Raw genomic sequence first — 11,870 nt, 5'->3', positions numbered from 1 at the left:
CCGCCGCCCTGCCACCCGGCGTGGGCGCCTCCGTGCTGCGCGTCAGCGTCGCCGGCCCGCGCGGCGGGCGCGCCATCCGCGGCACCGCCTTCATCGTCGCCGACAGCGCCGCCGATCCCGGCGCGCCCAACCGCGTCATCACCGCCGCGCATGTCGTCGCCCGCGCACTGGAAGCGCCGGACGAAGCGGCCATCCGGCTCTCCCTGCCCGATGGCACGCCGGTCGGCATCGCGCGCGTCGCCGCCACGGCGCGGCCCTGGAACCCGCTCGCCGCGCTCGATCCCGGCTGGTCCGACCAGGCGATCCTGACGCTCGCGCGCTTCGACAGTCCGGCCGCCGAGGCCGCCTTCCGCGCCGCCCCCGGCCTGGCGCCGGCCCGCCGCCAGCCGAAGGGGGCGCTGCTCGACCTGCGCCTGGCCGATGGCCGCGGCATCGCGCCGGGCCTCTCCGGCGCGCCGGTGCTCACCGCGGAGGGACGCGTCCGGGGCATCCTGGTCCAACGCCGCATCGAAGACTGGAGCGGCAGCGCCAGCACCGAGGCGCCACTGCTGCGCCGCGGCCAGACAGGTGCGCGGCTCGAGCCGGCGCGCGAGGGCTGGGCGCAACCGCTCGCCGCCCCCGCGATCCTCGCCGCGCTCGGCCCGGCGGGGCGGGCGGTGGATACGCTGGCCGTGCCGGGCGATGCCGATCTCAGCGTGATGGCGCCGGGCTACCTGGGCGGGCGCTGCACCGTGGTGACAGCGAGTGCGGCGTACCGACCGGCGCCGCCGGGAGGGTTCTGACGGCCCTGCCGGCGCACCCTGCGATGGACAGCGCGGCATCCTCGACCCGCGTGCCCCTGCCGCGACAGGTCCTCCGCCGCGCGATCGTATCGCTCGCGGTCGATGCCGGCAGCGCGCGCATTCTCGCCGCGATCGACATCGTGCCAGGCGCCGGCGCCGGCCGACACCTGCCGCCGCCTGCGCCCCCTGCTATCCTGCGCCATGCCCTCCGCCCCGCGACTCGTGCTGCCGGACGTGCCGAGCCTCGTCGCGGGCTTCGGCCACGCCACGCTGCTGACCACCGAGGGCGAGCTCGAAACCCTCCCCGCCGCCGCCATCGCCGCCCGGCTCGAGGGCACCGCGCCCATGCTGGTCCATGCCCCGGCCACCGCGCGGCGCCTCGGCCTGCCGCATATCGAGGCGGCGCACGACCTGCTGGAGCTGTTTGCCTTCTGCCGCCCGGCCGAACCCTGCGCGCCCACGCCGCGCGGCCTGGCCCTCGCCCTCGACCTGGCGCAGCCGGCCAATGACGAGGCCGCCGCCGCCCTGCTGCCCGACATCGCCAGCCACCTGCTGCGCCACCTGGCCGATACGCGCGACCACCCGCGCAACCGGGACGCAGCCGGCCTCGCGGCACGCATGGGCGAGGCCGGCTGGGCCTGGGCGCCCTCTATCCTGGCCGCGCTCGGCGACCCGAAGGCGAAGCCCGACAGCCGCGCCTACAAGGTCTGGCGCCGCCTGCCGGAATGGGAAGAGACCGCGCCGCCCACCCCGCCGCTCTCCTTCACCGTCGAACCGGCTGAAGCACGGCGGCGCCTGGCCGAGATCCTGGGCCCCGGCGCCGAACAACGCCCGCAGCAGGCGGACTACGCCTCCGCCGCCGCCGCCGCCTTCGCCCCGCGCGAGCACCCCGGCGCACCCGCCGTCGTGCTGGCCGAAGCCGGCACCGGCACCGGCAAGACGCTCGGCTATGTCGCGCCCGCCAGCCTCTGGGCCGAGCGCAACGGCGCCCCGGTCTGGATCAGCACCTTCACCCGCAACCTGCAGCGCCAGATCGACCAGGAGACCGCGCGACTGTTTCCCGACCCCGAGGAACGCAGGCGGCGCGTCGTGCTGCGCAAGGGGCGTGAGAACTACCTCTGCCTGCTGAATCTCGACGACCTGACCTCGGCCGGGCCGCCGCCCTACCTCGCCATCGCGCTCGGCCTGGTGGCGCGCTGGGCGCTCGCCTCGCGCGACGGGGATCTGCTCGGCGGCGACTTCCCCGGCTGGATCGCCGAGCTCTTCGGCCCCGGCGCCGTGCTGCCGCTGGCCGACCGGCGCGGCGAATGCATCCATTCCGCCTGCCCGCACTACAGGATGTGCTTCGTCGAGCACTCCATCCGCCGCGCGCGCACGGCGCAGATCGTCGTCGCGAACCACGCGCTGGTGATGGTGCAGGCGGCACTTGGCGGCGGCGAGGACGGCCCGCCGTTGCGATTGGTCTTCGACGAAGGCCACCACCTGTTCGACGCGGCCGATTCCGCCTTCTCCGCTGACCTCACCGGCGCCGAGATGGCCGAGGTGCGGCGCTGGCTGCTCGGCGCCGAGGGCGGCCGCTCCCGCGCCCGCGGCCTGCGCCGACGCGTCGAGGAGCTGATCGGCGAACGTGCCGACCTGCTGGCGCCTCTGGAGGCCGCGCTGAACGCCGCGCGCGCCCTGCCCGTCCCCGGCTGGCCTTCGCGCCTCGCCGCCGATCCGCGCGCCACGCCGGACGAGGCGCCGCATCCCGCCGAGGCCTTCCTGCGCGCCGCCCGCGACCAGGTGCTGGCCCGCACGCAGGAATCCCGCGACGCCGGGCTGTACGATTCCGAATGCGACCTGCACCCGCTGACCGCCGCGCTCCCGCCGGCCGCCGAGGCGCTGGACCGCGCCCTGCGCCGCATCGAGGAACCGCTCGCGAGCCTGCGCGACCGCCTCGCCGCGCGGCTGGAGGACGAGGCGGAGGACCTCGAAGTCGGTGACCGCATCCGCATCGAGGCCGCCTGCCGCGCCATCGACCGTCGCGCCCTCATGCCGATCCGCGCCTGGGGCGCGATGCTCGCCACCGCCCAGGTCGACCCGCCGCTGCCCGGCGCGCGGCCGGTGCATGTCGATTGGCTCAGCCTCACGCGCCGTGGCGGGCAGGACAGCGATGCGGGGATGCACCGGCATTACCTCGACCCCACCCTGCCCTTCGCGACCGCCGTCGCCGCCCCGGCGCATGGCGTGCTGATCACCTCCGCGACCCTGCGCGACGAGGCCGAGGCCGAGGATGACGACCCCGAGGCCACCTGGCGCGAGGCCGAGGCGCGCACGGGTGCGGCCCACCTGCCGCTGCCCGCGATCCGCGCCGCCGTGCCCTCGCCCTTCGACTATGCCGCGCGCACGCGCTGCCTGGTGGTGACCGACGTCGCAAAGGAGAATGCGGGCCAGGTGGCGGCGGCGTTCCAGGCCCTGTTCCTGGCCGCGGGCGGCGGGGCGCTCGGGCTGTTCACCGCCATCCGCCGGCTGCGCGATGTGCATGCGCGCATCGCCGGGCCGCTGGAACAGGCCGGCATCCCGCTCTATGCCCAGCACATCGACGCGATGGACAATGCCACGCTGGTCGATGTCTTCCGCGCCGAGGAGAACGCCTGCCTGCTCGGCACGGATGCCATGCGCGACGGCGTGGACGTACCCGGGCGCGCGCTGCGCCTGCTGGTCTTCGACCGCGTGCCCTGGCCGCGCCCGACCATCCTGCACCGCGAACGCCGGACGCATCTCTCGGGCGGGCGGCCCAAGGACTACGACGACCGCATCGCACGCCACCGGCTGCGCCAGGCCTTCGGCCGGCTGATCCGCCGCGCCGATGACAAGGGCGTCTTCGTGCTGCTGGATCGTTCTGCGCCGTCGCGGCTGCTGCAGGGCCTGCCGTCGGGCGTGCTGATCCGCCGGCTCGGCCTGGCGCAGGCCGTGGCGGAGACGCGGGACTTCCTAGCGGAGCCGTGAGCGGGGAGCAGCCCCTTTCGCTGGGCCGCGCCGGGGAGCATGCTGTCCTCCGCATTCTGGCAGGAGGAGACGATCCATGCCCATGACCCTCGACGACTTCGTGACCCGCGCGCGCGCCGCGCTGAAGGACAACCCCGGCATCGACGGCCGCATGCTGGTGTGCGACCTGGTGGGCGAGGCGCTGAAGGACCCCGGCTTCGTCGCCACCCACATCAACGACAAGACGCCGGAGCGGCAGGTCCTCTACGAGGATCCGGAGCTCGGCTTCACCGTGCTGGCGCACGCCTATCGCGACGCCAAGACCTCCCCGCCGCATGACCACGGCCCGAGCTGGGCCATCTACGGCCAGGCGGCGGGCGAGACGGTGATGACCGACTGGGAATGCCTCGCGCGGCCGACCGAGACCACGCCCGGCAAGGCGCGGCGCATCAAGGACTACGCGATGAGGCCGGGCGATGCGTACCTGTACGAACCGGGCATCCTGCATTCCCCGCGCCGCGACGGCCCGACCCGGCTGCTGCGGATCGAGGGCATCAACATGGACCGCGTGAAGCGCCTGCCCTACCAGCCGGTCGACGCGGCGGCCTGATTGCTCGCAGGCCGGGGGTCGCGGTGGCGATCCCCGGCCTGGCCTCAACCGCGCGGGCGCGTCGCGGGGAGCCTTGCGCGATAGGCCAGGATCCGCTCCTTCAGCCCCGGCCGCGCGACGGAGCGGGCGAGCGCCGCCAGGTCGCCGGCATCATCCGCGCGCCGCGTGCGCCCGTGCAGCGCGGCGACCGTCTGTGCGTCGAGCCTGACCGCCGCATCCCGCGCAGCGCCGATCGCCATGTCCACTGCGTCCGCCTCCACCGCCTGCGTCGCGAGGCCCATCGCCAGCGCCTGCGACGCCTCGATTGCCGCGCCCGCCAACAGCAGCCGCCGCGCCGGGCCATCGCCGACCAGCCCGGCGAGCCGCCCGGAGCCCAGCACCAGTCCGAAGGCCGGGCCGGGAAAGGCGAAGGACGCACCGCCCAGCGCGACGCGATGGTCGCAGGCGGCGAACAGGTCCGCTCCGGCGCCGAACACCCGCCCACCGGCCAGTGCGAGCGTCGTCACCGGGAGCGCATGGATGCGTTGCAGAAGCAGCTCGATGCGGATCACGCGCAGCGCGAGATCGCCCTCGCTCAGCGCATCGAGGTCCGACAGGTCGAAGCCCGTGCAGAAATGCCGCCCCTCCCCGCGCAGCACCACGAGCCGCGCGCCGGCAGCGAGCACGACATCCAGCGCGGCGTCGATCGCCGCGACCAGCTCGGGACCAAGTGCATTGCCGCGGTCAGGGCGGGTCAGGCGGATGGTGTGGACCGCGCCGTCCGCCTCGACGGCAACGGGCGTGCTCACGCGAGCAACGCCCCGTCGCGCGCGACGATCCGCCCGCCGGAGACCACCAGCCGACGCGGCGGGCGCGCCACCACGGCCTCCGCCAAGCTGCGCGCCTCGAGCAGGACCAGGTCCGCGCGCGCGCCGGGATGCAGGCCGTATTCGCCGAAGCCGCAGCCCCTCGCCCCCGCCGCGCTGACGCAATCGAAGGCGATCGCGATCTCGTCGTCGCGGCGGAGGTTGTTGCGCAGGCCGATGAGCATCGCGCGTTCGAGCATGTCGGGCGACCCATAGGGCGTCCAGGTGTCGCGGATGCCGTCATTGCCTCCGAAGATCGTCACCCCCGCCGCACGACAGGGGGCGACCAGCGGCACCGGGCGCGAGGCCGGCGCGGTGGTGGCTATCGCCACGCCCAGCTCCGCCATCTGCGCCAGCAGCGCGTCGCGCTCGCGCTCCGTGATGTCGCCCAGGCAGAAGGTATGGCTGACCACGACCTGCCCCTGCATGGACAGGGCACGGGTGCGCTCCAGGATGAGTTCCAGCGAGAAGGCGCCCATCGAGCCCTGCTCGTGCAGGTGAATGTCGACCGGCTTGCGGTGCCTCTCCGCCAGGCCGAAGACGATGTTCAGGTGCCGCACCGGATCGCGTTCGATCGCGCAGGGATCGAGCCCGCCCACGATGTCCGCCCCCATCGCCAGCGCGGCATCCAGCAGGCTTTCCGTACCCTGCCGGCCGAGGATGCCCGATTGCGGGAAGGCGACCACCTGGATCTCCTGCGCCCCGCGCATCGCCTCGCGCGTGGCGAGCACGCGCTCGACATGCCGCGTGCCGCCGGAGGTGTCCACGTCCACATGGCTGCGGACGCGCGTGGTGCCCTGCGTGAGGAAGGCGCGCGCCATCGCGAGCGAGGCCGCGCCGGCGTCGTGCCCGGTGCGCGCGCGCCATTCGCGCTCGGTGTCGATCTTGTCGATGATCCGAGGGCCGACCTCGTTCACCAGCCAGTCGCGCTCGTGAAAGACGGTCTTATCGAGATGCGTGTGGCCCTCGACGAAGCCGGGCAGCAGCAGCATCCCGTGGCCATCCTCGACGGCCGCGCCCGTGGCGTCCGCACCGGGTGGGGCGATGCGCCCGTCGCGCACCAGGACGTCGGATGCCGGCCCGCCCATCGGGCGGACATTGCGCAGTAGCAGGTCGGTCATGCGCCCCCCAGCACCCAGTCGCGGAACAGGTCGATGTCGATGTTGCCGCCGCACAGCACCAGGCCGACACGCTTGCCGCGCATCGCCTCGCGTTCCTGCAGCAGCGCGGCCAGCGGCGCCGCGCCGGCGCCCTCGGCGAGGTTGTGCGTGTCGGTCCAGTAGGCGCGGATCGCCGCCGCCACCTCGTCATCGGTCACGGTCACGATGCGCGCGGCACCGGCGCGGATGATGGCGAGCGCGCCGGGGTCGGGCACGCGCGTCGCCATGCCGTCGGCGCGTGTCTCGGCGCGCGGCGTGGTCACCACATGCCCTGCGGCGAAGGACAGCGCATAGGACGGCGCGCCCGTGCTCTGCACACCGATGATCTGCGTCGGCAGGCCCAGCATGTCGCGCGCCAGGATGCAGCCACAGATGCCCGATCCGAGCCCGATCGGCACGTACAGCGCATCGAGCGGCGGGGCGGCGCGGAAGAATTCAAGCGCATAGGTCGCGACACCCTTGACCAGGTCGGGCGCAAACGAGGGCGCGAATTCCAGCCCCTCGGCCGCGGCCATGCGCGCGGCTTCCTCGCGCGCGGCGTCGAAATCCTCGCCGTGTTCGACCAGTCGCGCGCCAAAGGCGCGCATAGCGGCATTCTTCTCAACGCTGTTCCCGCGTGGGACCAAAATGGTGACCGGCACGCCGTACCGCGCGCCGGCATAGGCGAGAGACTGGCCGTGATTGCCGCGCGTGGCGCTGACCACGCCGCGCACGCCGGGGCGTTCGCGCGCCAGGCGCTCCATGTAGACCAGCCCGCCGCGAACCTTGAAGGCGCCGGTCGGCGTGTGGTTCTCGTGCTTGACCCAGGCCTCGGCGCCGGTGCGTGCGGCCAGCAGCGGCCAGGCGATGGCGGGCGTGGGGGCGAAGGCGCCATGGACCAGCGCCGCGGCGGCTTCGAGCTCGGTCAGCGTGAACATGGCATGGGCTTCGCGGCTCCCGTGGCGCTGTGCCTCGCCCCTGGCTGGCCCCGCGCTGGAACGGGGCCCCCTGCGACAGGCTTGTGGCCCTCGTGTCGAACGCCGGCGCAGGCAAGGCCGAAGGTGCCGCCACGTGCGCCGCGGCGGATCGCGAACACGCCGGACGTGCCGCCGGCGGCGCAGGCCTGCACCGTCGCGGCGCGCCTCAGACGATCTTGAGGTTCGTCGCCGCCGCCTTGCCGCGCTCGGTCACCACCTCGTAGCTGACCTTCTGGTTCTCGTTCAGCCCCGTGAGGCCCGCCTTCTGCACGGCGGTGACATGGACGAAGACATCCTTGCCGCCATCCTGCGGAACGATGAAGCCGAAACCCTTGGTTGCGTTGAACCATTTCACGGTGCCGATCGGCATGCGCGCCTCTCCTCCGGTTCGCCACGGGCCTTGCGCCGCCCGTGGCATCCGCCCATCCGATCCCGGAGCGGCTTGGAGGCGACCGGGCATCCGGAGGCACGGCAAGTCGAGGCCCGGTTCGGCCAGGCCGAAGAATTGGACACAGATCGGGCCCGCAGCGTCAACCGCGGGCGCAATGGGCCGCCGCTAATCGACGCGGATGCCGAGCTCGGGGATAGTACGGCCCCAGAAGGCATGTTCCTCGCGCACCTGCGAGGCGAAGGCCGCCGGGCTGACCGGGGTGGTGAGCGGTTCGAGCCCGTCGCGACCGAGCTTCTCGTGGAAGGCGGGCATGGCGGCGATCTCGCCGACCGCCGTGCGCAGCATCTCGATGGGGCCCTCGGGCGTACCGGCCGGGTAGAAGGCGCCGTGCCAGCCGGTCACGGCATAGCCGGGCAGGCCCTGCTCGGCGACGGTGGGAACGTCGGGGAAGGCAGGCGAGCGCTGCGCACCGGTCACCGCGATGGGACGCAGCTGCCCCTCGCGCACCAGCGGAATGGCCGGCGGCGGGGAGGAGATGTTGAACTGCACCGTGCCGTTCACCGCATCCATCAGCGCCGGTGCCGTGCCGCGATAGGCGACGTCGCCGAGCTCGATGCCCGCCATGCGCGCCAGCAGCTTGCCGGCCAGGTGGTTGTTGCCGCCATTGCCGGAATGGCTGAAGGCGATCTCGCCGGGTCGCGCCTTCGCCAGCGCGATGAGCTCCGCGAGGTTGGTCGCCGGGAAGCGCGGATTGCCCACCAGGATGTACTGGTAGTTCGCCAGGATGCCGACCGGCACCAGCACGCGCGCGGGGTCCTCGCGTTCGGGCGTCCGATAGACATGCGGGTTGATGACGATGTTCGACGACACCGCATAGAGGAAGGTGAAGCCGTCCGGGCGGGCGCGCACGGCCTGCAGCGTGCCGATCGACCCGCCGGCGCCGCCGCGGTTCTCGACCACCACGGTCTGGCCGATCTTCTGCGAGAGGATCTGCGCGAATTCGCGCCCGACGATGTCGGTGCCCCCGCCGGCGGCATAGGGGACGATCATGGTCATCGGGCGGTTGGGCCGCCAGGCGGCGCCCTGGGCGAGGGCAAGTGTCGGGGCGAAGAGAGCAGGTGTCAGCAGCAGGCTGCGGCGCTTCATTGGACGGTTCCCGGTGGGCGTTGGATGGCGCTGCTTAGCATCCCGCCGGGCGGCGCCAAAGCGGAACGGCGCGGGCGCGCTTCGATCGACAGCACACAAAACGGATCGCGGTCGGGCCGCGATCCGGGAGCGCGAATGCGCGACCGCGCCCAGACCAACCGCCGGCCCCGACGCGCCAGCCCACGGCGCGAAGGCAATGGCCGCGGACGCGGCCCGGCCGCCGACTGACGGCCCAAAAAAGAAAGGGCGGCCCCGAAGGACCGCCCTCCCCCATCACTACGGACGGAGCCCCGGGATCAGAAGTCCATTCCGCCCATGCCGCCCATGTCGCCGCCGCCGCCGCCGGCCGGAGCCGCCGGCTTCGCGGGACGCTCGGCGACCATCGCCTCGGTGGTGATCAGCAGGGAGGCCACCGAAGCGGCATCCTGCAGCGCCGTGCGCACGACCTTGGTCGGGTCGATGATGCCGGCGGCCACCAGGTCCTTGTACTCGTCCTTCTGGGCGTCGTAGCCGAACACATAGGTGTCGGTGCGCAGCACCTCACCGGCCACCACCGCGCCGTCCTTGCCGGCGTTCTCGGCGATCTGCTTCAGCGGCGCCTGGATGGCGCGGCGGATGATCTCGATCCCCACCTGCTCATCGTTGTTGGCGCCCTTGAGGCCGGCCAGCTTCTGCGAGGCGCGCAGCAGCGCCACGCCACCACCGGGGACGATGCCTTCCTCGACCGCCGCACGGGTCGCGTGCAGCGCGTCGTCCACGCGGTCCTTGCGCTCCTTCACCTCGACCTCGGTGCTGCCACCGACGCGGATGACGGCGACGCCGCCGGCCAGCTTCGCCAGGCGCTCCTGCAGCTTTTCGCGATCGTAGTCCGAGGTGGTCTCCTCGATCTGCGCCTTGATCTGCTCGCAGCGGCCGGTGATGGCGGTCTTCTCGCCGGCACCGTCGACGATCGTGGTGTTCTCCTTCTCGATCCGGACCATCTTGGCCTTCCCGAGCATGGCGAGCGTCACGTTCTCGAGCTTGATGCCGAGGTCTTCGGAGATGACCTCGCCGCCCGTCAGGATCGCGATGTCTTCCAGCATCGCCTTGCGGCGATCACCGAAGCCAGGCGCCTTCACGGCCGCGACCTTGAGGCCGCCGCGCAGCTTGTTCACCACCAGGGTGGCCAGCGCCTCGCCCTCGACGTCCTCGGCGATGATCACCAGCGGACGGCCGGACTGCACCACGGTCTCGAGCAGCGGCAGCATCGGCTGGAGGCCGGACAGCTTCTTCTCGAAGATCAGGATGTAAGGCTGATCCATCTCGGCGATCATCTTCTCCGCATTCGTGATGAAATACGGGGAGACGTAGCCGCGATCGAACTGCATGCCCTCGACGACGTCGAGCTCGGTCTGGATGGACTTGGCTTCCTCGACGGTGATGACACCCTCGTTGCCGACCTTCTCCATCGCCTTGGCGATCATCTCGCCGATCTCGGTCTCGCCGTTCGCGGAGATCGAGCCGACCTGCGCCACTTCGGCGGAGGTGGAGATCTTGCGGGTCTTGGACTCGAGGTCCTTCACGACCTCGGTCACGGCCTTGTCGATGCCGCGCTTGAGGTCCATCGGGTTCATTCCGGCGGCGACCGCCTTCGCACCCTCGCGCACGATGGCCTGGGCCAGCACGGTCGCGGTGGTGGTGCCGTCACCGGCCAGGTCGTTGGTCTTCGAGGCCACTTCGCGCACCATCTGGGCGCCCATGTTCTCGAACTTGTCGGCGAGCTCGATTTCCTTCGCCACCGTCACGCCGTCCTTCGTGATGCGCGGTGCACCGAAGGACTTGTCGATCACGACGTTGCGGCCCTTGGGACCCAGCGTCACCTTCACGGCGTCGGCCAGGATGTCCACGCCGCGAATCATCCGTTCGCGCGCATTCGCGCCGAACTTCACGTCCTTAGCAGCCATTGGTCTTTACCTCGTTAGGAATGTGTTGCGGTCGGTTCGCGGGAAGCGGCGCCTCAGGCGGCCTTCTTCGCGGCGGCGGTGCCCTCGAGGATGCCCATGATGTCGCTCTCCTTCATGATCAGGAGCTCCTCGCCATCGAGCTTCACCTCGGTGCCCGACCACTTGCCGAACAGGATGCGGTCGCCGGCCTTCACGTCGAGCGGCCGGATCTCGCCCTTCTCGTTGATCGTGCCCGCGCCGACGGCGACGACTTCGCCTTCCTGCGGCTTTTCCTTCGCGGTGTCGGGGATGATGATGCCGCCGCGGGTCTTTTCTTCCGCTTCGATGCGGCGAACGAGAACGCGGTCGTGCAGGGGACGAAAGTTCATGGGTGTCCTCTCCTGAGCCTCGGGTTGATGACGGCTCGCCCTGGGAAGCCTCGCCGGTCGCCGGAGCCAACCGGCCGTTAGCACTCCCCCCAGAGGAGTGCCAGCGACTTAGGCCGCGCCCGCCCTGGCGTCAAGCGTTTGGCAGCACTCGCCGAGGGGGAGTGCTAATAAGCTGAATTCAAAAGATTTTTCTTGCAGCCTGCTGCGGCGCACGTGTCATCCTGATGACGGCAGACGCCGCACCTCGACGGCGACGCCGACCGGAACCGCACGGCCAACCACCCTTCAGGGAAAGGATAGACCACGGTGCTGCAGGGACTGGAACCGATCCTCCGTATCCCCGACTGGCGCATGACGACCGCCGAGTTGCTCTACCACCTGCCCGACCACCCGCATGTGCTGCAGAGCTTCGTCTGGCAGAAGGTGGACAAGGCGCCGACCTTCCCCGAGCTCTCCCGCTTCCTCGACTTCTGGCGCCGCGAGATCGAAGGGCCGCTCCATTCCGTCCGGGTCGCCTGCACCGCCCTGACGCGCCCGGCGGAACTGCGCTACGCCAACGGGGTCTTCACCCTGCACTGACCCGGGGACGGCGCAGCCAGCAGCCGCGCCACGATGGCGCGGCGCACCGGCGCTCGTCGGCGCCGACGAGCGCGGCGCGGGCGAGCCGCGCGGGCATGCGCTCATTCGACTGCGGCGACGGAC

The 11,870-nt window shown here is 72.1% G+C and carries 11 protein-coding genes; 4 read left to right on the top strand and 7 right to left on the bottom strand.

From position 1 onward, the window contains the following. The 3 genes from HW578_RS15845 to HW578_RS15835 form a co-directional block, all read left to right on the top strand. Positions 1 to 782: trypsin-like peptidase domain-containing protein (locus HW578_RS15845; RefSeq protein WP_198371522.1), on the top strand; the 782-nt coding region annotated here is incomplete at its 5' end. A gap of 201 nt (positions 783 to 983) precedes the next feature. Beyond that, positions 984 to 3,770, top strand: a complete 2,787-nt coding sequence (locus HW578_RS15840; protein WP_198371521.1) for an ATP-dependent DNA helicase — start codon at positions 984 to 986, stop codon at positions 3,768 to 3,770. A gap of 76 nt (positions 3,771 to 3,846) precedes the next feature. Continuing rightward, positions 3,847 to 4,359, top strand: coding sequence for a cupin domain-containing protein (locus HW578_RS15835; protein WP_198371520.1), 513 nt, complete (start codon positions 3,847 to 3,849; stop codon positions 4,357 to 4,359). A gap of 44 nt (positions 4,360 to 4,403) precedes the next feature. Here the strand turns inward: HW578_RS15835 and HW578_RS15830 are convergent, their stop codons facing one another. From HW578_RS15830 to groES, 7 genes are all read right to left on the bottom strand, one after another. Next, positions 4,404 to 5,147, bottom strand: coding sequence for an enoyl-CoA hydratase/isomerase family protein (locus tag HW578_RS15830; protein ID WP_198371519.1), 744 nt, complete (start codon positions 5,145 to 5,147; stop codon positions 4,404 to 4,406). Continuing rightward, complete coding sequence (locus HW578_RS15825) at positions 5,144 to 6,325, bottom strand: amidohydrolase family protein (protein WP_198371518.1); 1,182 nt, start codon at positions 6,323 to 6,325, stop codon at positions 5,144 to 5,146. The genes HW578_RS15830 and HW578_RS15825 overlap by 4 nt, the downstream gene beginning before the upstream one ends. Next, positions 6,322 to 7,281: a threonine dehydratase gene (locus HW578_RS15820; RefSeq protein ID WP_198371517.1), complete on the bottom strand. Its 960-nt coding sequence runs from the start codon at positions 7,279 to 7,281 to the stop codon at positions 6,322 to 6,324. Before HW578_RS15820 ends, HW578_RS15825 begins: the two co-directional genes overlap by 4 nt. Positions 7,282 to 7,486: 205 nt before the next feature. Next, complete coding sequence (locus tag HW578_RS15815) at positions 7,487 to 7,690, bottom strand: cold-shock protein (RefSeq protein ID WP_198371516.1); 204 nt, start codon at positions 7,688 to 7,690, stop codon at positions 7,487 to 7,489. A gap of 186 nt (positions 7,691 to 7,876) precedes the next feature. Further along, positions 7,877 to 8,857, bottom strand: coding sequence for a Bug family tripartite tricarboxylate transporter substrate binding protein (locus tag HW578_RS15810; protein WP_198371515.1), 981 nt, complete (start codon positions 8,855 to 8,857; stop codon positions 7,877 to 7,879). A gap of 296 nt (positions 8,858 to 9,153) precedes the next feature. Continuing rightward, complete coding sequence (gene groL, locus HW578_RS15805; RefSeq protein WP_198371514.1) at positions 9,154 to 10,800, bottom strand: chaperonin GroEL; 1,647 nt, start codon at positions 10,798 to 10,800, stop codon at positions 9,154 to 9,156. Positions 10,801 to 10,853: 53 nt separating this feature from the next. Continuing rightward, entirely contained in the window at positions 10,854 to 11,168 is a 315-nt protein-coding gene (groES, locus tag HW578_RS15800) for a co-chaperone GroES (RefSeq protein WP_198371513.1), read from the bottom strand. Between the two features lie 306 nt (positions 11,169 to 11,474). Here groES and HW578_RS15795 point away from each other — a divergent pair, with 306 nt between their 5' ends. Next, entirely contained in the window at positions 11,475 to 11,747 is a 273-nt protein-coding gene (locus tag HW578_RS15795) for an usg protein (protein WP_456308286.1), read from the top strand. The last annotated feature ends 123 nt before the right edge of the window (positions 11,748 to 11,870 follow it).

This window comes from Roseomonas rosulenta (assembly GCF_016106005.1).
In the GTDB taxonomy this organism is placed as follows: domain Bacteria; phylum Pseudomonadota; class Alphaproteobacteria; order Acetobacterales; family Acetobacteraceae; genus Neoroseomonas; species Neoroseomonas rosulenta.
Note: the sequence above shows the minus strand (reverse complement) of the source record. Positions and strands in the feature narration are given on the sequence as shown.